The sequence below is a fragment of the Streptomyces sp. NPDC002889 genome (assembly GCF_042888425.1).
Classification (GTDB): domain Bacteria; phylum Actinomycetota; class Actinomycetes; order Streptomycetales; family Streptomycetaceae; genus Streptomyces.
The window spans coordinates 87,838-108,272 of record NZ_JBIAPT010000008.1; the positions used below are offsets into that span (position 1 = coordinate 87,838).

The 20,435-nt window shown below is 67.3% G+C and carries 18 protein-coding genes; 8 read left to right on the top strand and 10 right to left on the bottom strand.

Translation table 11 applies throughout. The annotated features are described in order from the left end of the window. Positions 1 to 8: 8 nt before the first annotated feature. Positions 9 to 1,475, bottom strand: a complete 1,467-nt coding sequence (locus ACFYWI_RS13845; RefSeq protein WP_389230331.1) for a CCA tRNA nucleotidyltransferase — start codon at positions 1,473 to 1,475, stop codon at positions 9 to 11. A gap of 183 nt (positions 1,476 to 1,658) precedes the next feature. On the opposite strand from ACFYWI_RS13845, the gene ACFYWI_RS13850 reads away from it, so the two are divergent. The 7 genes from ACFYWI_RS13850 (at position 1,659) to trxA (ending at position 11,126) form a co-directional block, all read left to right on the top strand. Next, the gene (locus ACFYWI_RS13850; protein WP_389230334.1) at positions 1,659 to 3,980 is read left to right on the top strand and encodes a DUF6049 family protein; all 2,322 of its coding nucleotides are present in this window, start codon (positions 1,659 to 1,661) and stop codon (positions 3,978 to 3,980) included. 45 nt (positions 3,981 to 4,025) lie between these two features. After that, positions 4,026 to 6,161: a murein biosynthesis integral membrane protein MurJ gene (gene murJ / locus ACFYWI_RS13855; RefSeq protein ID WP_389230337.1), complete on the top strand. Its 2,136-nt coding sequence runs from the start codon at positions 4,026 to 4,028 to the stop codon at positions 6,159 to 6,161. 119 nt (positions 6,162 to 6,280) lie between these two features. Then, a complete protein-coding gene (locus ACFYWI_RS13860) occupies positions 6,281 to 8,002 on the top strand; it encodes a protein kinase family protein (protein ID WP_389230340.1) in 1,722 nt (573 codons plus the stop codon). A gap of 36 nt (positions 8,003 to 8,038) precedes the next feature. Beyond that, positions 8,039 to 8,743, top strand: coding sequence for an RNA polymerase sigma factor SigM (gene sigM / locus ACFYWI_RS13865; protein ID WP_389230343.1), 705 nt, complete (start codon positions 8,039 to 8,041; stop codon positions 8,741 to 8,743). Further along, on the top strand, positions 8,740 to 9,645 hold the full coding sequence (locus ACFYWI_RS13870) for a hypothetical protein (protein ID WP_389230346.1): 906 nt from the start codon (positions 8,740 to 8,742) through the stop codon (positions 9,643 to 9,645). The genes sigM and ACFYWI_RS13870 overlap by 4 nt, the downstream gene beginning before the upstream one ends. A 124-nt stretch (positions 9,646 to 9,769) precedes the next feature. Next, positions 9,770 to 10,744: a thioredoxin-disulfide reductase gene (gene trxB, locus ACFYWI_RS13875; RefSeq protein WP_389230349.1), complete on the top strand. Its 975-nt coding sequence runs from the start codon at positions 9,770 to 9,772 to the stop codon at positions 10,742 to 10,744. Positions 10,745 to 10,793: 49 nt separating this feature from the next. Further along, on the top strand, positions 10,794 to 11,126 hold the full coding sequence (gene trxA / locus ACFYWI_RS13880; protein ID WP_389230353.1) for a thioredoxin: 333 nt from the start codon (positions 10,794 to 10,796) through the stop codon (positions 11,124 to 11,126). Between the two features lie 88 nt (positions 11,127 to 11,214). On the opposite strand, the gene ACFYWI_RS13885 is transcribed toward trxA, so the two are convergent. The 9 genes from ACFYWI_RS13885 to rpmH all read right to left on the bottom strand — a co-directional run bounded on the left by ACFYWI_RS13885 (position 11,215) and on the right by rpmH (position 18,037). Beyond that, positions 11,215 to 11,832, bottom strand: coding sequence for a GNAT family N-acetyltransferase (locus ACFYWI_RS13885; RefSeq protein ID WP_389230356.1), 618 nt, complete (start codon positions 11,830 to 11,832; stop codon positions 11,215 to 11,217). A gap of 310 nt (positions 11,833 to 12,142) precedes the next feature. Next, positions 12,143 to 13,237, bottom strand: coding sequence for a ParB/RepB/Spo0J family partition protein (locus ACFYWI_RS13890; RefSeq protein WP_389230359.1), 1,095 nt, complete (start codon positions 13,235 to 13,237; stop codon positions 12,143 to 12,145). After that, the gene (locus tag ACFYWI_RS13895) at positions 13,234 to 14,313 is read right to left on the bottom strand and encodes a ParA family protein (protein ID WP_389230945.1); all 1,080 of its coding nucleotides are present in this window, start codon (positions 14,311 to 14,313) and stop codon (positions 13,234 to 13,236) included. Before ACFYWI_RS13895 ends, ACFYWI_RS13890 begins: the two co-directional genes overlap by 4 nt. A gap of 233 nt (positions 14,314 to 14,546) precedes the next feature. Then, positions 14,547 to 15,263 carry a 16S rRNA (guanine(527)-N(7))-methyltransferase RsmG gene (rsmG, locus tag ACFYWI_RS13900; RefSeq protein ID WP_389230362.1) on the bottom strand — a complete coding sequence of 239 codons (717 nt, stop codon included), beginning with the start codon at positions 15,261 to 15,263 and terminating at the stop codon, positions 14,547 to 14,549. 113 nt (positions 15,264 to 15,376) lie between these two features. Further along, positions 15,377 to 15,889, bottom strand: a complete 513-nt coding sequence (locus tag ACFYWI_RS13905; protein ID WP_389230366.1) for a protein jag — start codon at positions 15,887 to 15,889, stop codon at positions 15,377 to 15,379. A gap of 14 nt (positions 15,890 to 15,903) precedes the next feature. Next, complete coding sequence (yidC, locus tag ACFYWI_RS13910; RefSeq protein WP_389230369.1) at positions 15,904 to 17,151, bottom strand: membrane protein insertase YidC; 1,248 nt, start codon at positions 17,149 to 17,151, stop codon at positions 15,904 to 15,906. Between the two features lie 3 nt (positions 17,152 to 17,154). Continuing rightward, on the bottom strand, positions 17,155 to 17,514 hold the full coding sequence (gene yidD, locus ACFYWI_RS13915) for a membrane protein insertion efficiency factor YidD (protein WP_389230372.1): 360 nt from the start codon (positions 17,512 to 17,514) through the stop codon (positions 17,155 to 17,157). Next, positions 17,511 to 17,882: a ribonuclease P protein component gene (gene rnpA, locus ACFYWI_RS13920; protein ID WP_389230375.1), complete on the bottom strand. Its 372-nt coding sequence runs from the start codon at positions 17,880 to 17,882 to the stop codon at positions 17,511 to 17,513. Before rnpA ends, yidD begins: the two co-directional genes overlap by 4 nt. 17 nt (positions 17,883 to 17,899) lie before the next feature. After that, a complete protein-coding gene (rpmH, locus tag ACFYWI_RS13925) occupies positions 17,900 to 18,037 on the bottom strand; it encodes a 50S ribosomal protein L34 (RefSeq protein ID WP_003967884.1) in 138 nt (45 codons plus the stop codon). A 360-nt stretch (positions 18,038 to 18,397) separates the two neighbouring features. Between rpmH and dnaA the strand changes: the two genes are divergently transcribed. Beyond that, on the top strand, positions 18,398 to 20,149 hold the full coding sequence (dnaA, locus tag ACFYWI_RS13930) for a chromosomal replication initiator protein DnaA (protein WP_389230380.1): 1,752 nt from the start codon (positions 18,398 to 18,400) through the stop codon (positions 20,147 to 20,149). The last annotated feature ends 286 nt before the right edge of the window (positions 20,150 to 20,435 follow it).

A 20,435-nucleotide genomic window follows, 5' to 3' on the forward strand; every position in this document is an offset into this window, starting at 1 on the left:
CTTCACCCTCAGCCCTGGGTAGCCCACCACTCCTTGAGCGCGGCGACCGCCTCATCGTGCTCCATCGGACCGTTCTCCAGCCGCAGCTCCAGCAGGAAGGCGTAAGCCTTGCCGATCACCGGCCCGGGGCCAACGCCCAGAATCTCCTGGATCTGGTTGCCGTTCAGGTCAGGCCTGATGGCATCCAGCTCCTCCTGCTCCTGCAGCTGCGCGATGCGTTCCTCGAGCCCGTCGTAGGCCCGCGAGAGGGCGCCCGACTTCCGCTTGTTCCGTGTGGTGCAGTCGGAGCGGGTCAGCTTGTGCAGCCGGGTCAGCAGTGGGCCGGCGTCGCGTACGTACCGCCGGACCGCCGAGTCGGTCCACTCCCCGGTGCCGTAGCCGTGGAAGCGCAGATGCAGCTCCACCAGCCGTGAGACGTCCTTGACCATCTCGTTGGAGTACTTGAGCGCGGCCATCCGCTTCTTGGTCATCTTCGCGCCCACCACCTCGTGGTGGTGGAAGGAGACGCGCCCGTCGTTCTCGAAGCGCCGAGTCCTCGGCTTTCCGATGTCATGCAGCAGGGCAGCCAGCCTCAGTACCAGATCCGGGCCGTCCTCTTCCAGGGCGATGGCCTGATCCAGCACCGTCAGCGAGTGCTCGTAGACGTCCTTGTGGCGGTGGTGCTCATCACTCTCCAGCCGAAGCGCCGGCAGCTCGGGCAGCACGTGGTCGGCGAGTCCGGTGTCGACGAGCAGGGCCAGGCCCTTGCGGGGGTATGCCGAGAGCACGAGCTTGTTCAGTTCGTCACGCACCCTTTCGGCGGAGACGATCTCGATGCGCTGCGCCATCGCCTTCATCGCGGCGACCACCTCGGGGGCCACCTCGAAGTCCAGCTGCGCCGCGAACCGGGCGGCCCGCATCATCCGCAGCGGATCATCGGAGAAAGACTCCTCAGGGGTGCCGGGCGTGCGCAGGATGCGCGCGGCAAGGTCGTTCAGTCCGCCATGCGGATCGATGAACTCCTTCTCCGGCAGCGCCACGGCCATCGCGTTCACCGTGAAGTCGCGCCGCACCAGGTCTTCCTCGATCGAGTCGCCGTAGGACACCTCGGGCTTGCGAGAGGTCCTGTCGTACGCCTCCGAGCGGTACGTGGTGACCTCGATCTGGAAGCGCTGCACAGCGTCCGCGACACAGCCGTCCTTCTGGGCGCCGACCGTGCCGAAGGCGATGCCGACGTCCCAGACAGAGTCCGCCCAGGGTCGAATGATCTTCAGGACGTCCTCAGGGCGCGCGTCCGTCGTAAAATCGAGGTCATTGCCGAGTCGCCCGAGCAGAGCATCGCGAACCGAGCCACCGACCAGGGCGAGGCTGAACCCGGCCTCCTGGAATCGGCGTGCAAGGTCGTCGGCGACGGGGGACACCCGCAGCAGTTCGCTGACCGCGCGGTGCTGCACCTGACTCAGTGCAGTGGGGTTGTCTTCATTGGCGTTCGGCACAACAGAAAAGGGTACGTGCCCGGGCCGACCGGAGCGTCCCCGTTTATGGCGGCCCCCCCCAGGGTCCCCTCCGATCTTGTGGGGCACTCCGCGGCACTTCGACACAGCGCACCTCGTTACCATGCGTGGACGCAGGAACCAGAGACCAGCAGTGACAGCAGACGACGAGGGACGGGCGTGTACGTGGCGGAGGCGGCAGACTTCCAGGGGATGAGTGCTTCTCCTGCCCGCCGGTGGCTGCGTCGCACAGCCTCCGTGATCACCGGCGTCCCGCTCGTGGCCGGACTGCTGTGCGGTCCGGCCGCTCCGTCGGCGTACGCCGCCGAGGACCCCACCGGGTCGCGGACCGTCGATGTGTCGCTCGACACTGTGGCGCCTGCCACACCCGGCAAGGACGACAAGATCACCATCTCCGGCACGGTGGTCAACAAGGGCAAGCAGCCCGTAACGGACGCCCATATCGATCTGGGCGTGGGGCCGAAGCTGTCCGGCAGGATTGCCATCGACAGCGCCGCCGAGCAGACCGGCTTCACCCCGGGACTCGACGCTCCGGCGATCGACGACAAGTACTCGGTAGATATCCCGAAGCTCGCTTCCGGGATCAGCCGGGACTTCACACTCTCGGTCCCGGCCGACGAACTCGATCTCGACGACGACGGCGGTGTCTACCAGCTCGGAGTTTCCCTGAGCGGCCGGACCCCGGCTCTGGGGTACGACCAGGTGCTGGGCATCGAGCGGACCTTCCTGCCCTGGCAGCCGGAGGGCACCGAGGAGAAGACCCGCCTCACGTACCTCTGGCCGCTGATCTCATCGACGCACCTCACGTCGGAAACGGGGTCGGACGAACAGCAGACGCCGGTATTCGAGGACGAGACGCTGGCCACGGAGCTCGCACCCGGCGGCCGGCTCGAGCAGATGGTCAGTCTCGGCAACGACCTGCCCGTCACCTGGGTCATCGACCCGGACCTGTTGGCGACGGTGGATGCCATGACGCGGAATTACCGGGTCAAGAGCGGAAACTCCACGGTCCCGGGCAAGAACCAGGCGATCGCCAAGCGCTGGCTCAGTTCCCTCGATGCCGCCGTGCGGGGTCGCAAGGTGGTCGCGCTGCCGTTCGCCGACCCCGACCTCGCGTCCCTCGCCCGCCGCGGCAAGGCCGTTTCCGGTTCGCTCAGCCACCTGCAGCCGGCCACCGAGGTGGCCGAGACGACGGTGGAGACGATCCTCCATGTGAAGCCGTCCATCGACTTCGCCTGGCCTGTGGACGGCCAGATCGACTCCTCGATCGTCGACGTCGCCACGTCGGCCGGTGCCCACAACGTGATCGCCCGCAGTGACAGCCTCCAGGACGATCTCAACTACACCCCCACCGCAGCACGCCCCATCGGAGGCGGCACGACGGCTGTCGTGGCCGACGTGCGGCTCTCCACCGCCTTCCAGGGCGACATGACCAACGCCGGCGACTCGACGCTCGCGGTCCAGAAGTTCCTCGCCCAGACGCTGGCGCTGACCCATCAGCAGCCGGCCAAGCAGCGAAGCGTCGTGGTCGCTCCGCAGCGGATGCCCACGGCAGCCCAGGCCCAGTCCATGGCGCGGGCACTGCACGCCCTCGACAGCCGCCTGTGGACGCAGCCGCTCGACCTGGCGGCCGCCGCGGACGCCGAGCCGGACGCCGACGCCAACACGAAGGTGCCCGGCTCCTCCCGGTACCCCGCCACGCTGCGGAAGCAGGAGCTGCCGGCCGAGGCCTTCCAGGACATCAGGACCACCCAGGACACCCTCGACAAGTTCACGGTCATCCTCACGAAGGACGACCGTGTGGAGACGCCCTTCGGCCGGGCGATCGACCGCGAACTCTCCGTGTCCTGGCGCGGTAATCCCGTGGCCGCCGAGCAGTACCGCAAGAGCGTCCGGAACTATCTGCAGAGCCTGACCGGGGAGGTGCAGCTGATCGAGAAGTCGGACGTGACCCTGTCCGGGCGCAGCGCGACCATCCCGGTAACGGTGCAGAACAAACTGGTCCAGGGAATCGATCATCTGGTGCTGCGGCTGAGGTCGGAGAACCCCACCCGCCTCAATCTCGACGACGACAAGGGTGTCGCCGAGCAACCGATCACCGTCGAGGGCGGCCACAGCCAGACGGTGAAGTTCCCCGCCGTGGCCAACGCCAACGGCCAGGTCCAGATGACCGGCCAGCTCTACACCGAGGACGGCAAGCCGTACGGTCGGTCGATGACCTTCACCGTGAAGGTCTCCGAGATCACCCCGACGGTGATGCTCGTCCTGGCCGGCGGTGTCCTGCTCCTCGTCCTCGCAGGCGTCAGGATGTACACGCAGCGCAAGCGCGCGGCCGCACGCAAGGCGACGCCGACGGGAGAAGAGGCCGCGGCGGGCGCGGAAGGTGACATCGCGGACCCGGATCCTGGGCAGGCGAGTGACCTGACACCGGACACCGAACCGGAAAGCGGCAACCCGTCCGACGCTGGTGAGAAAGTGGACCGTTGAGCGATGTCGTGGCCGGCCGGCCGGGGACGATGAGGTGGGGTAGCGATGAACGCGCCGTACGACGGTGACCGCGGTCAGGGCGCGGGCGGAGGCCCGGTGCCGCCGCAGCAGCCCGACCCGGATCCGTACACCCAGGACCCCTATGTCCAGGACGCCTACGCCCCCGACCCGTTCCAGGCACAGGACCTGTCCGCCCAGGACCCCGTGACAGAGGCGCTCTACGACCGCTCGGCCCACCCGCCGCCGCCTCCTGGCACCTACCAGGAGCCGCAGCCGATGTACCAGCAGCCGCCCACGTCGCCGTACGCGCCCGATCCGCGTGTCTGGGCACAGACGCCGCCACCCGAGCCCGACGGCCCCTCCCGCCGGCTTCCCTATGGTGACGACGCCAGGACCACCGAGTTCACGGGCGTGGATGACCTGGTCACCCGGGCCTCGGAGGACAAGCCGAAACCCGACGCCTTCGCGCATCTCTTCCGGGATCAGCAGGCGTCGGGTGCACCGACCCCCGCCCCCGAGCCGAACCCGACTCCCGCTCGCAAGAAGCCTGCGGGCCGCGCCTCAGGCCTCCTGAAGTCCAGCGCGGTGATGGCGGCGGGCACGCTCGTCTCCCGGCTCACCGGATTTGTGCGCAGCCTGGTGATCACCGCGGCACTCGGGGCAGCGCTGCTCGGTGACGTGTTCACCGTCGCGTACACCCTGCCGACGATGATCTACATCCTCACCGTCGGCGGCGGCCTCAACTCGGTCTTTGTGCCGCAGCTGGTGCGCGCGATGAAGAACGACGAGGACGGCGGCGAGGCCTACGCCAACCGCCTCCTCACACTCGTCATGGTGGCGCTCGGCGTCATCGTCGCCGCCGCGGTGTTCGCTGCTCCACTCCTGATCCGGTTGATGTCGGACACGATCGCCAACGATCAGGCCGCCAACAGCGTCGCCGTGACCTTCGCCCGTTACTGCCTGCCCACGATCTTCTTCATGGGCGTGCATGTCGTCATGGGGCAGATCCTCAACGCCCGCGGCAAGTTCGGCGCGATGATGTGGACCCCGGTCCTCAACAACATCGTCATGATCACCACGTTCGGGCTGTTCATCTGGGTGTACGGCACCTCTGCCGAGTCCCAGATGGGAGTCCAGACGATCCCGCCGGAAGGTGTCCGGCTGCTCGGTGTGGGCACGCTGCTCGGCCTTGTCGTGCAGGCACTGGCGATGATCCCCTACCTGCGGGAGACCGGCTTCCGCTTCCGCCCGCGCTTCGACTGGAAGGGCCACGGTCTCGGCAAGACCGTGAAGCTGGCGAAGTGGACCGTCCTGTTCGTCCTCGCCAACCAGGCGGGCGTCCTGGTCGTCACCCAACTGGCCACCGCGGCCGGTGAGGCGTCCGGGAGGCAGGGGGCGGGCTTCATCGCCTACACCAACGCACAGCTGATCTGGGGCATGCCGCAGGCGATCATCACCGTGTCTGTCATGGCCGCCCTGCTGCCCCGTATCTCACGCGCCGCCCACGACGGCGACCCGGGCGCCGTACGTGACGACATCTCCCAGGGCCTGCGCAACTCCGCGGTCGCGATCGTCCCGGTCGCGTTCGCGTTCCTCGCGCTCGGTGTCCCGATGTCCACGCTGCTCTTCGCCTCCAGCGGCCTCGAAGCGGCCCAGGGCATGGGATTCATTCTCATGGCCTTCGGTCTCGGCCTCATCCCGTACTCGGTGCAGTACGTCGTGCTGCGTGGCTTCTACGCGTACGAGGACACCCGAACCCCCTTCTACAACACCGTCATTGTGGCGCTGGTGAATGCCGGTGCCTCCGCCCTCTCCTACGCGCTGCTGCCTTCCCGGTGGGCCGTCGTGGGCATGGCGGCCTCCTACGGGCTTGCGTACGCCGTCGGTGTGGGCATTGCCTGGCGACGGCTCAAGAACCGTCTGGGCGGCGATCTGGACGGCGCACACGTCATGCGGACGTACGCGCGACTGGCCATGGCCTCCATGCCTGCGGCTGCCGTCGCCGGTGTGATCGCGTTCGGTGTCATGAAGGGCCTCGGCCATGGCGCCGCTGGTTCGCTGGTGGCGTTGGCGGCCGGCGGAATCGCACTGCTGGGTGTCTTCTTCGTCGCCGCCAAGCGGATGCGCATCGAGGAGCTCAACGCCATGGTCGGTATGGTCCGCGGGCGACTGGGACGCTGAGCACACGATGTCCCGCACAACCATCAGCGGACCCCGCGTGTCGTGCATAGCGCCGGACTGTGGGCACAATTGGCATGGCTGTTGGATATGGCGCAACGGATGGGGAGGCAGGAACGACGGTGGCGGAACGTAGCACGGCTGCCGTCGACGTGGCCGACAACAGCGGAGACGACCCGCTGACCGCTCAGGCGGACAAGGCCACGACCGACGGGGCGACGGAATCCCAAAAGGCGGCAGAGAAGACCGCACCGGACCCGGGCACCGAGCGGCAGGATGGCGAACCCTCCATCTCGACGCCCGAACTGCACAGTGGTCACAAGCTGGCCAGACGCTACCGACTTGAGGAGTGCGTCACCCGTCTGGACGGTTTCAGCAGTTGGCGTGCAGTCGACGAGAAGCTGCGGCGCGCTGTCGGCGTGCATCTCCTCCCCGCCGATCACCCCCGGGCACGTTCCGTCCTCGCGGCGGCCCGCTCCTCCGCTCTGCTGGGCGACCCGCGATTCGTTCAGGTCCTTGACGCCGTCGAGGAGAACGACCTCGTCTATGTCGTGCACGAGTGGCTCCCGGACGCCGTTGAACTGACCGCGCTGCTCGCCTCCGGCCCCTTGGAGCCGCATGACGCGTATCAGCTCGTCGAGCAGGTCTCCCAGGCCATGGCCGCGGCCCACCGTGAGGGACTTGCTCACCTTCGGCTCACTCCGAGCGCGGTCCTGCGGACGTCGACCGGGCAGTACCGGATCCGCGGGCTCGCGGTGAACGCCGCCCTGCGCGGCATCTCCGCCGACCGCCCGCAGCGCACCGACACCGAGGCGATCGGCGCCCTGCTGTACGCAGCACTGACCCAGCGCTGGCCCTACGAGAACAACGCCTACGGTCTGTCGGGCCTGCCCAAGGGTGTCGGCCTGATCGCTCCCGACCAGGTGCGAGCAGGAGTGCACCGCGGGCTCTCCGAGCTTGCCATGCGGGCTCTGGTCAACGACGGTGCCACCGCCTCCCGCCAGGAGTCGCCGTGCACCACGCCCGATGAGCTGTCCAAGGCCGTCGCCGCGATGCCGCGCATCCGTCCGCCGGAGCCCGTCTTCACCTCGCCGCCCGACTACCAGCGCACGACCTATCAGCAGGGCACCTACGGGCGTCCCCAGACACGCCCCAGTACGGCGGCCGTCCAGTCGGTGGCCACCCCTCCGGCCCCCCTGCAGAGCCGCACGGGCAGGGTCCTCAAGTGGGCCGTGTCCGCGCTGCTCATCGCTGCGCTCGGCCTGGGCAGCTGGCAGGTGGCCGACAAGCTGCTCGACGAGGACGACGCCTCGACCGATCCCAAGAACAGCCAGACGGGCACGGGTGGCACGAACGACAACAAGCCGACGAAGCCTGCCGTGCCCCTGCAGATCACCGGAGCCCGGGAGTTCATGCCCAGCGGGTCGGGGATACAGCTCAGGGACGTCCCCAATGCCGTCGACGGTGAGACAGGCACCGCCTGGGTCACCCCGCAGTACACGAACTACGCCAACTTCGGCAACTACACCAATCGCCGGCAGGGCAGCGGGATCATCGTGGACCTCGGCAGCGTGCAGGACGTCTCCGGGGTCAAGGTCGCCATGTATCGCTCCGGCCAGAAGGCCGAGGTGCTCGCGGCCGCCGAGAGCGCTGCGGATCCGGCCGGACTCTCCGACTTCCCCCAACGCCTGACCGAGCTCGAGACTGTGGGGGACACCGTGGAGAGCACATTGAGCAAGCCGGTGCGCACGCGATACGTGCTGATCCGCATCACCGAATTGCCGACGGACGGATCGCCGAGCGCGTTCCGTGGGGGAATCTCCGAGATCAAGGTGCTCGGCTGACCGGATTCCGGTGGAAGAGTGCGGAGGGGAGGAGGGATGACCACTGGGGCATTCGGGGAACTCGGCGACGCAGATCTCCTGGCCCTCCATGTATCGGGGGATCCGGAGGCCTTCGGTGAACTCGTACGGCGTCACCGGGACAGGCTCTGGGCTGTTGCCCTGCGCACCCTGGGCGACCGTGAGGAGGCCGCCGACGCCGTCCAGGACGCACTCGTCTCGGCCTTTCGTGCCGCCCATACCTTCCGTGGCCAGTCCGCGGTCACCACTTGGCTTCACCGCATCACCGTGAACGCCTGTCTGGACCGGGCGCGCAAGGCAGCGTCCCGCAAGACCTCGCCCGTCGACGACACGGAGCGTCTGGAGCAGCTCCTGGAGCCACACGAGTCGGCCGAAGCCCCCGCCGAGCGCCAGGATCTGCACCGCGAGCTCCTGGCCGCACTGGCGACGCTCCCGGTGGATCAGCGCGCCGCCCTGGTCCTGGTGGATATGCAGGGCTACCCGGTGGCAGAGGCGGCTCGCGTACTGGATGTGCCGACCGGAACGGTGAAGAGCCGATGCGCACGGGGCCGGGCACGACTGCTGCCCATGCTCACCCATCTGCGTGGCGATTCCGGGGATAGGGCCGATATCAGCAGGGGAAGGAACCGGACGCCGGGGACATCCGTCCCACCGGCGTCGGGAACGAGCGACACAGGGCCGAGTGACCCTGCGGCTGTGAAGGGCGGAGGTGGGCGCACGTGACATCGACGACCGGCACGGCCCGGCACCCGGACGTCTCGGAAATCTCCGACCTCACCGAGGGCCTTCTCTCTCCGGCGCGTGCGGCGGATCTACGGCAGCATCTGGACAGCTGTGTCCTGTGTGCAGACGTACGTACGTCACTGGAAGAAATCCGCGGGCTGCTCGGCACACTGCCCGGGGCTCACCGGATGCCGGCCGACATCGCCGGCCGGATCGATGCCGCGCTGGCCGCCGAGGCGCTTCTGGACGCAACCGCTCCCGGCGAGAGCGCTCATGTTTCACGTGAAACACAGCGGACGCCCTCCGCTGCAGAGACTGCGCCCGCCGACCGGCCTGCCGGGCGCCCTCATGCGGCGACCGGCCCCGGCCGCCGCAGCCACACGACACGGCGCCGCCGTGCAGCGGTCCTCGGGGCTGTCTTCGGCGCCGCTGCGGTCGGAGTGAGCGTGATGCTGTTCCAGTCGGCTCAGTCCCCTACGGGTGGTGCATCGGACACCGCCAAGAAAGAGGCGAGCGCCAGCTCCACGGCCGGTGACAGTCAGGACTTCTCCGGCTCCGCCCTCCAGCAGCGTGTGCAGTCACTGCTCGCGGCCGGCCCGGCGCAGGCGGAGCCAAGGATGGAGAAGGGGCCCTCGGAGGATCTGGGAGCGTCGACGGTCTCTCCCAAGGCCACGTCGAACACCACCGTGCCCGCATGCGTTCAACAGGGCACAGGACGCCCTGAGACGCCCCTCGCCGTTGAGCGAGGCGTGTACGAAGGCGTCAATGCCTACCTCCTGGTGATGGCACACTCCACCGACAGCACCCGGGTCCAGGCCTATGTCGTCGAGGCGGCCTGCGTCGATACCCGGTCCAAGTCCGCGGGAAAGCTCCTGATGACGCAGACCTACCCTCGCCACTGATATATCGCCTGTGCCGCTCTGACACTGCGGGAATGCAAGCCCCGTAGGATCCGTTGGGTGGGGTGAGAGTCCTTGAACCGGCCCCGTAGGCAGTAGGCAGTCTGCAGAGACGAGGAAACAACCCGTGAGCGACGTCCGTAACGTGATCATCATCGGCTCCGGGCCCGCGGGCTATACAGCCGCGCTCTACACCGCGCGCGCGTCGTTGCAGCCGCTGGTGTTCGAGGGGGCCGTGACCGCCGGTGGTGCGCTGATGAACACGACCGAGGTGGAGAACTTCCCCGGGTTCAGGGACGGCATCATGGGCCCCGACCTCATGGACAACATGCGTGCCCAGGCGGAGCGCTTCGGCGCGGAGCTCGTTCCGGACGATGTCGTGAACGTCGACCTCACGGGTGAGATCAAGACCGTCACCGACACCGCCGGTGCGGTCCACCGCGCCAAGTCCGTGATCATCACCACCGGTTCGCAGCACCGCAAGCTGGGCCTGCCCAACGAGGACGCACTGTCCGGTCGTGGCGTCTCCTGGTGTGCGACGTGTGACGGGTTCTTCTTCAAGGACCAGGACATCGCCGTCATCGGTGGCGGTGACACCGCGATGGAAGAGGCGACCTTCCTCTCCCGCTTCGCCAAGTCCGTCACCATCGTCCACCGCCGTGACACGCTGCGCGCCTCCAAGGCGATGCAGGACCGCGCGTTCGCCGACCCGAAGATCTCCTTCGCCTGGGACAGCGAAGTCGCAGTGATCCAGGGCGAGCAGAAGCTCACCGGCCTCACGCTGCGCGATACGAAGACGAGCAAGCTGTCCGAACTCCCGGTGACGGGCCTCTTCATCGCTGTGGGCCACGACCCGCGGACCGAGCTGTTCAAGGGCCAGCTCGAGTTGGACGACGACGGCTATCTGAAGGTGGACGCCCCGTCCACGCGCACCAACCTGACGGGGGTCTTCGGCGCCGGCGATGTCGTCGACCACACCTACCGCCAGGCCATCACTGCCGCCGGCACCGGTTGCTCCGCAGCCCTCGACGCCGAGCGCTTCCTCGCTGCGCTCTCGGACAGCGAGAAGGCTGCCGAGCCCGAGAAGACCCCTGTCGTCTGACCCCTGCACCCCACCCCCGCACACCCCGTAAAAGATTAAGGAGGTCGCCGTGGCCGGCGCCCTGAAGAACGTGACTGACGACTCCTTCGAGGAGGACGTCCTCAAGAGCGACAAGCCGGTACTGGTGGACTTCTGGGCCGCCTGGTGCGGTCCGTGCCGCCAGATCGCCCCGTCCCTCGAAGCCATCGCGGCCGAGCACGGCGAAAAGATCGAGGTCGTGAAGCTCAACATCGATGAGAACCCGGCCACCGCCGCCAAGTACGGCGTCATGTCCATCCCGACGCTGAACGTGTACCAGAACGGTGAGGTCGCCAAGACGATCGTCGGCGCCAAGCCGAAGGCCGCGATCGTCCGCGACCTGGAGGCCTTCATCGGCGAGTAGCCAGCGTCGTTGTTTCACGTGAAACAACGACCGCCGGGAACACGAATGGGCTCATCCCTCGAGGATGAGCCCATTCTCGCGTTCTCGGTCACAGCGGCCGCAGCACCGGCTCTTTTTGCACAGCACCCAGCAGACGGTCGAGCGCCAGCTCCACATCTTCCTTCCACGACAGGGTGGTCCTCAGCTCCAGCCTCAGCCGGGGGTATGTCGGATGCGGACGTACGGTCTTGAAGCCCACGGCCAGCAGATGGTCGGCGGGAAGCACACACGCCGGCTCCCTCCAGCGAGCATCACCGAACGCCTCGATCGCCCTGACTCCACGCCTCAACAGATCCTTGGCGACAGTCTGCACAATCACCCGGCCCAAGCCCTGGCCCTGATACCCCGGCATGATCCACGCGGTCATCAGCTGAACCGCGTCCGCCGAGACGGGACTCGTGGGAAAGGCTGTGGAACGCGGCACATACGCCGGCGGCGCGTAGAGAACAAAGCCGACGGGCACCTCGTCGACGTAGACCACACGGCCGCACGAACCCCACTCAAGAAGCACGGCAGAGATCCAGGCCTCTTTCTCCAGCTCTGGAGTTCCAGCCTTTACGGCAGCTTCTCCGCTGACTGGATCAAGCTCCCAGAAGACACACGCCCGACAGCGCTTGGGAAGGTCCGAAAGGTTGTCCAGCGTGAGTGGTGCGAACCGACGCCCCATGAAGGCTCTACCTCACTTCCCTTGTGTGCCACGCTGCGAGCGGCTGCCAGCGCGCTTCGCTCCCGAAGCAGGCTGCTCACGAATCCGCCTACCGCTCCAAGTCCCAGACCGACTGTCACCAGTTGGCTGCGGCTCACAGATCGCATGGCCCTCGCTCTCCCTCTGAAGTGGCTCAAGGTGGATGCGCCGTACCAGAACGCATCGTATCCACACAGCCCCGGCACGGGTACCGCACGACGGCAAAGGGCGGGTTGTGTTCCGCTGAATGTGGAACACAACCCGCCCTGCCGAAAGGGATCTTCCGGAGACGTCAGTCCTCGTCGCCCTCCGCGGGCTCCTCGCCGAGCCCCTTCTCCAGGACCCGCCCCTCTCCCGGAGCCAGCGTGCCGAGGATCCGCTCCAGATCATCTATCGAGGCGAACTCGACGACGATCTTTCCCTTCTTTTGACCGAGGTCGACCTTCACTCTCGTCTCGAAGCGGTCCGAGAGGCGTGAGGCAAGATCGGTGAGCGCCGGCGACAGCCGGGTGCCGGCTCGGGGCCCCTTCGGCTTGGTGGTGCTCCTGGGATTCGAGTTGATCAGCGTCACAATCTCCTCGACCGCTCGGACCGACAGCCCTTCGGCCACGATCCGGTGCGCCAGCCGGTCCTGCTCGTCGGAGTCGTCCACAGCGAGCAGCGCACGCGCATGCCCCGCCGAGAGGACCCCGGCCGCCACCCGGCGCTGAACCGGGGGCGACAGCCGCAGCAGTCGCAGCGTGTTGGACACCTGCGGGCGCGAACGCCCGATGCGGTCCGCCAGCTGGTCGTGGGTGCAGTTGAAGTCCTTCAGCAACTGGTCGTAGGCCGCAGCCTCCTCCAGCGGATTCAGCTGGGCACGGTGCAGGTTCTCCAGCAGCGCGTCCAGAAGGAGCTTTTCGTCATCGGTGTGCCGGACGATCGCAGGGATCCGATCGAGGCCCGCCTCGCGGCAGGCCCGCCAGCGGCGTTCGCCCATGATCAGCTCATAGCGGTCCGGACCCAGCTGACGCACCACAACCGGTTGGAGAAGACCCACCTCCTTGATCGAGGTGACCAGCTCCGCCAGAGCGTCCTCGTCGAACACCTCACGCGGCTGCCGGGGGTTCGGCGTGATCGCATCAAGCGGCACCTCGGCAAAGTGGGCTCCGGCCGGCTCGGCGGGGCGCACTGCGGCCTCCGACTCCGGCACAGACGCCGTCGCTTCCGGCGCCGCCGCCGCAGCAGGCAGTGTGGTGACCTTCGCGGCTGCCACTCCCCGCTCTGCGGTCAGCACGTGTGCTGATCCCGAAGAGGGGGTAGCCCCGGATGCCGGCGTCTGCTCCTGGGGAGCAGCCGGGATCAGTGCACCGAGCCCACGCCCCAAACCTCTACGTCGCTCGCTCACTGAATCCCCTCCGACATGTTCTGCTGAGTGTTCTGGCCGCCCACGTGGGCATGGTGCGGGTCGTAGTGGACCCCGACACCGCGCAGCGCGATCTCACGGGCTGCTTCGAGGTACGAGAGAGAGCCACTCGAACCAGGATCGTAGGTCAGCACCGTCTGCCCATAGCTCGGCGCCTCCGAAATACGCACCGAACGCGGGATGCTCGTTCGCAGGACTTCCTCAGCGAAGTGACTGCGGACCTCGTCCGCCACCTGCGAGGCGAGCCGAGTCCTGCCGTCATACATGGTGAGCAGGATGGTCGACACATGCAGCGCAGGATTGAGGTGCCCTCGCACAAGGTCGACATTGCGCAGTAGCTGTCCGAGCCCCTCCAGCGCGTAGTACTCGCACTGGATGGGGATCAGTACCTCGGCGCCGGCGACCATGGCATTGACGGTCAGCAGGCCCAGCGAGGGAGGGCAGTCGATGAGGATGTAGTCCAGCGGCTGCTCATATGCCTGGATCGCACGCTGCAGTCGACTCTCCCGCGCCACCAGCGACACCAGCTCGATCTCCGCACCGGCGAGATCGATGGTGGCGGGGGCGCAGAAGAGGCCTTCGACGTCCGGAACCGGCTGGACCACATCGGCGAGCGGCTTGCTCTCCACCAGGACGTCATAGATCGAGGGGACTTCTGCGTGGTGATCGATCCCCAGTGCTGTCGAGGCGTTGCCCTGTGGATCCAGGTCGACCACCAGGACGCGCGCGCCGTGCAGGGCCAGCGAGGCAGCGAGGTTGACCGTGGTGGTGGTCTTCCCTACGCCGCCCTTCTGGTTGGCGACGACCATGACGCGCGTCTGCTCAGGCCGGGGCAGACCTTCACCGGCGCGCCCCAGCGCCTCCACGGCCAGCTGTGCAGCACGGCCGATGGGGGTGTCGTCCATCGGGGGAGGCGGTGTTTCACGTGAAACATCGTCTCCCGGCGACTCGGTACGGGGACCGGGGACCGGATCGGTCATCGGTCCCGCGATGTTGGCGTCGGACCGCAAGGATTCACTCTCCTCGACTTCAAGCTCGCAATGAGCAGAGCCTGCCATGCTTTCGGGGTCGCGAACCAGCGAGGCAGGTGGTTCTGTGGAGGAAACCACCTCTGTGGACAATTCCCTACCCCTCACGAGGGGCTTGCGGCCCTTCATCGGGGCGGCCGCGCGGCCTCGGCTGATGATTCCCTGCAGCAGTGAGCGACGTTTCACGTGAAACACGATGCCCGCGCCGCAGCACTACGCCGCGAAGACACTCCGAAATGCGTACGTATGGAAGCTTGTCCGGCTCAGCGACGCCGCCGTGTACGGCTCGTCCGTGCGGCTTTGGCCCGCTTCGCCGCGAATCGCACGCCGCCAGGACTCTCCCCCACCTCTACCCGCACCACAGTGGACGGCGGATCGACGATCCCCTCGCCGACATGGAGCACTGTGGTTTCCACCACACCGAGCTTGCTCAGTGCGGCACGCGCGCCTTGGATCTCTTCCTCGGCAGTGTCGCCCTTGAGAGCCAGCATCTCGCCGTACGGACGAAGCAGAGGAACACCCCAGCCGGCCAGCCGGTCCAGCGGAGCCACCGCGCGGGCCGTGACGACATGTACCGGGGACAGCTTCCCGAGCACTTCCTCGGCGCGGCCCCGCACCACGGTCACATGATCCAGCCCCAGCAGTTCGACGACTTCCTGGAGGAAGTTCGTCCGGCGCAGCAGCGGTTCCAACAGCGTGATCTTCAGATCCGGGCGGACCAGGGCCAGTGGAATGCCCGGGAGACCGGCGCCTGAGCCGACATCGCAGACGGTGACACCCTCCGGGACGACCTCGGAAAGCACCGCACAGTTCAGCAGATGCCGCTCCCACAGCCGCGGCACCTCACGAGGGCCGATCAGACCACGCTTGACTCCCGCGTCCGCGAGCAGCTCCGCGTACCGCACAGCCTCCGGAAAGAACTCTCCGAAGACCGTCCGCGCCGCCTCGGGCGCTTGGGGAAGCTCTGCTGCCTCCGTCACGGGAACCGTCCTTCCGTACCGCACTGCCGCAATGTGGACTGTGATGGCTGACTATCAGGCTGACAAAGGTCGGCCCCGCCTGCGCAACAGACGGGGCCGAGGATCGGTGAGGGTCAGGCAGGAAGCACGACGACGAAGCGCTGCGGCTCCTCGCCCTCGGACTCACTGCGCAGACCCGCGGCCGCGACCGCGTCATGGACGACCTTGCGCTCGAAGGGCGTCATCGGGTTCATCTTCACCGGCTCGCCGGTGCTCTTCACCTCGGCGGCGGTCTTGGCACCGAGCTCGGCGAGCTCGGTGCGCTTCCTGGCGCGGAAGCCCGCGATGTCCAGCATCAGCCGGCTGCGGTCACCGGTCTCCCGGTGCACGGCGAGACGCGTGAGTTCCTGGAGAGCTTCGAGGACCTCTCCGTCGCGGCCCACGAGCTTCTGCAGATCCCTGCTGGCCGTGTCGCTGATGATCGAGACCGCAGCGCGGTCCGCCTCGACGTCCATGTCGATGTCACCGTCGAGGTCGGCGATGTCGAGCAGACCCTCGAGGTAGTCAGCCGCGATCTCCCCTTCCTGCTCCAGGCGGGTCAGGGTGTCGCCACCTTCGGTGGCGGCGGAGATGGTGCCTTCCGTCACGGATCGACTCCTTCTTACTTCTTGGAGGACGGGTGCTTGGGCCGCTGCTGGCCCTTGCGCTGTGCGGGCTTGGGCTGGCGTGCGGAACCGGCGGGCTTGGCGCCACCTGGCTTCGACTCGTCCTTCTGCAGCGAGGTCTTCGACTCGGAGTCGTCCTCGGAGCTCTTGGCCGCACCGGCCTGGGTTCCGGTCGCCTGACGCTTCGCCTTGGTCTGACGCTTGGGCTGCTGACGCCTCTGCGCAGCGCCGCCCTCGGCCTCGGCCACGGCGGTCTCGCTCTTGGCGACAGTGCCGTCCGCCTGCGCGGTCAGGCCGGCCTTGGCCAGAGCGGTGATGAAGCGGCGCTCGTTGTCGTTGCGATCGACGCCCTTGGCCACGATTGCCTGGACCACGTTGCGCTTGCGTCGCGACCGGACCTCTCCGTGGGCGGTGACGCTCTTGAGCAGACGCTGCAGGTAGTTGTCCTGAGCCTTGCTGCCCGGCGTCGGGTTCTGGTTGATCACGTACATCTGCTGGCCCATCGTCCACACGTTGGTGGTCAGCCAGTAGACAAGGACACCGACGGGGAAGTTGATACCCATGACGGCGAAGATCAGCGGGAAGATGTACATCAGCATCTTCTGCTGCTGCATGTACGGCGTCTTGACGGTGAGGTCGACGTTCTTCTGCATCAGCTGGCGCTGCGTGTAGAACTGCGACGCAGACATCATGATGATCATGATCGAGGTGACGACGCGGACGTCGAGAAGGGTCGCGTTGAGCGCCTCGACCGTAGCCGGGCTGTCCATGAACTTCGCAGCGATCGGAGCACCGAAAATGTGAGCCTGCCGCGCGCTGTTCACCAGCTCCTGGTTCAGAACACCGACCGGGTCACCCGAGGCGATCTTGCTGAGCACGTGGTAGAGAGCGAAGAAGAACGGCGACTGGGCGAGGATCGGAAGGCACGAGGAGAGTGGATTGGTGCCCGTCTCCTTGTACAGCTTCATCATCTCTTCGGACTGACGCTGCTTGTCGCTCTTGTACCGCTCCTGGATCGCCTTCATCTTCGGCTGGAGCGCCTGCATGTTCCGGGTCGCCTTGATCTGCTTCACAAAGAGCGGGATCAGGCAGATCCGGATAAGGACCACCAGCGACACGATGGACAGTCCCCAAGCCCAGCCCGTGTCCGGGCCGAACATCGCCCCGTAGAGCGTGTGGAACTGGACGATGATCCACGAGACAGGTGTGGTGATAAAACTGAAGAGACTGGCAATCGTGTCCACTAATCAGGCTCCTTGAGCATTGGGCGAGGTCTCTGCGGCCGGACTCAGGGTCTCTGGGGCCGAGCCGGCCGTAGGCACATCAGCGGCGGAGTCCCCGCCCTTGCTGCCACGCAACGCATCGCGCAGCATTTCGTGCCACCGCGGACGCTTGCGCGGAGGCACATGGTCGACTCCGCCCGGCGACCACGGATTGCACCGCAGAATGCGCCAGGCGGTGAGAGCAGTGCCCTTCACCGCGCCGTGCCGGTCGATGGCCGTGTATCCGTAGTGGGAACACGACGGGTAGTACCTGCAGACAGGCCCCAGTAGCGGGCTGATCGTCCACTGGTACAGCTTGATCAGAGCCAGCAGCGGGTACTTCATCGCGCGCCCCCTCCCAGCAGCCGCTGAAGCGCGGCGTCCAGGTCTCGGGCCAGCTGGTCATGGTCGGCGTCGCCCGCGCCGGGCAGCGCCCGTACGACCACCAGGCTACCGGGGGGCAGCTCGGAGAGCCGATCCCGCATGAGGTGGCGCAGTCTCCGCTTGACCTTGTTGCGTACCACTGCACCACCCACTGCCTTGCTCACGACGAAACCCGCACACGTCGGGGGAGCGCTCTCCCCAGGCGCGTGCGGGTCCGTTGTGCCGCTGCGTAGATGGACGACGAGTAGCGGGCGGCCGGCCCGGCGTCCTCGCCGTACTGCAGTCGCGAAGTCCTCGCGCCGCCTCAGCCGATTCTCGGTAGGCAGCACGTCATGACCTGTAAACGTCAGGCGGACAGGCTGCTGCGGCCCTTGCCACGGCGGTTCGCGAGAATCGCGCGGCCGGCACGGGTGCGCATCCGCAGGCGGAAGCCGTGGGTCTTGGCGCGACGACGGTTGTTCGGCTGGAAGGTGCGCTTGCTCACTCGGGGGCTCCAGAAATGATTCGTAGATGGCGGGACATCGCCTGGCTGTCACCGTGCGCCCACGAGTAGCTCGCGTTTACGCCCGAGTGCACCGCTTCACGATCACAGACCGTGATCTTTGCCCATCGGAGGCAGGCGGCAGCAGCCATCGACAACTCGACCTGGTTACGGTACGCGCGGCTACGCCATCCGGTCAAACCAGGCCCACGGCAGGGTCCACTGTGCACAGGCTGTGGACAACAACTTGAACCACGTGGGTCGCCCTGACTACCGTGGCTGGACTCCGAAACTTTTTCTGCCTGTCTTCCTATCCCGTCCCGAGAACCACACATTCGTGGGACCTGCGAGAGAGCGTGCCCTGTGGCTGACGTACCTGCCGATCTTGCCGCAGTGTGGCCACGAGTGCTGGAACACCTACTCGCCGATGGTCAGCAAGGCATCGAGCCCAAGGACAAACAGTGGATCGAGCGGTGCCAGCCGCTCGCCCTCGTGGCCGACACCGCGCTGCTGGCCGTCCCCAACGAGTGGGGCAAGCGCGTCCTCGAAGGCCGGCTGGCTCCGCTCATCAGCGACACCCTGAGCCGCGAGTGCGGCCGCCCGATCCGGATCGCGATCACCGTCGACGACTCCGCGGGCGAAGCTCCGGCTCCTCCGGCGCCGCCCGCCGGACAGCAGGCGCCGCGCTATCAGGGCCCCCAGCACGACGAGCCGCGCCAGAGCGACCCGTACGACCCGTACGGGCATCGCCCGACGGCCGACGACGGACTGCCGACCGCCCGCCCCGCCTACCCCGACTATCAGCAGCAGCGCCCGGAGCCCGGCGCCTGGCCGCGGACCCAGGAGGACCTGTCCTGGCAGCAGCCGAGGCTCGGCGGCTTCCAGGACCGCGATCCCTACGCCTCGCCGCGTCGGCCCCAGCACGACTACCGGCCGTCGCAGCCGCCCGAGCGCAGGCAGTACGAGCCGCGCCCGGAGCGCCATGACATGCCCGAGTCCCAGGGCCGGCACCGCGGCGGCCCCTCGGGAGCGCCCGGGCCATTGGGCGCCCAGCCCGCGCCGGCGCCGGGACCGGGCGAACCGCACGCCCGTCTCAACCCGAAGTACCTCTTCGACACGTTCGTCATCGGTGCGTCCAACCGCTTCGCCCACGCCGCCGCCGTCGCCGTCGCCGAGGCACCTGCCAAGGCGTACAACCCCCTGTTCATCTACGGGGAGTCGGGGCTCGGCAAGACGCACCTGCTGCATGCCATCGGGCACTACGCGCGCAGCCTCTACCCGGGCACCCGGGTGCGGTACGTCAGCTCCGAGGAGTTCACGAACGAGTTCATCAACTCGATCCGCGACGGCAAGGGCGACGCCTTCCGCAAGCGCTACCGGGATGTGGACATCCTGCTGGTCGATGACATCCAGTTCCTGGCGAGCAAGGAGTCGACGCAGGAGGAGTTCTTCCACACCTTCAACACGCTCCACAACGCGAACAAGCAGATCGTGCTGTCCTCGGACCGCCCGCCCAAGCAGCTGGTCACACTCGAGGACCGGCTGCGCAACCGGTTCGAGTGGGGTCTGACCACCGATGTGCAGCCGCCGGAGCTGGAGACGCGTATCGCGATCCTGCGCAAGAAGGCCGTGCAGGAGCAGCTCAACGCCCCGCCGGAGGTACTGGAGTTCATCGCCTCCCGTATCTCGCGCAACATCCGCGAACTGGAGGGCGCGCTGATCCGGGTGACGGCGTTCGCGTCTCTCAACCGACAACCGGTGGATCTCGGTCTCACCGAGATCGTGCTCAAGGACCTCATCCCCGGCGGCGAGGACTCCGCCCCCGAGATCACCGCGACCGCCATCATGGCCGCCACCGCCGACTACTTCGGCCTCACAGTGGAAGATCTCTGCGGATCGTCACGCAGCCGGGTGCTGGTGACGGCGCGCCAGATCGCGATGTACCTGTGCAGGGAGCTCACGGATCTCTCGCTGCCGAAGATCGGTGCGCAGTTCGGCGGCCGTGACCACACGACCGTGATGCACGCGGACCGCAAGATCCGCGCGCTGATGGCCGAGCGACGGTCCATCTACAACCAGGTCACCGAGCTCACCAACCGCATCAAGAACGGCTGACCGAGCCGTCGGCACAGCGCCGAAAAGAACCTTCGAGGGCGCTCCGGGATGATCCCGGAGCGCCCTTCGTCGTCCCGCACACCGTGGTGCGCGTCCCCTGCGCACCTCTGCGGTGTTCGAATACGGATCGGCCGGCGGCAGTTCTCCACAGATCCGAGGGCGATCTTCCTTCCACAGCCTGGGGACCGGGAAGTTGTCCCGATCCCATCCACAGGCCGACCGCCCGAGATCTCATCGCACCAGGTCAACAGGTTGTGGATTTGTGGCCAACCGGACTCCACAGACT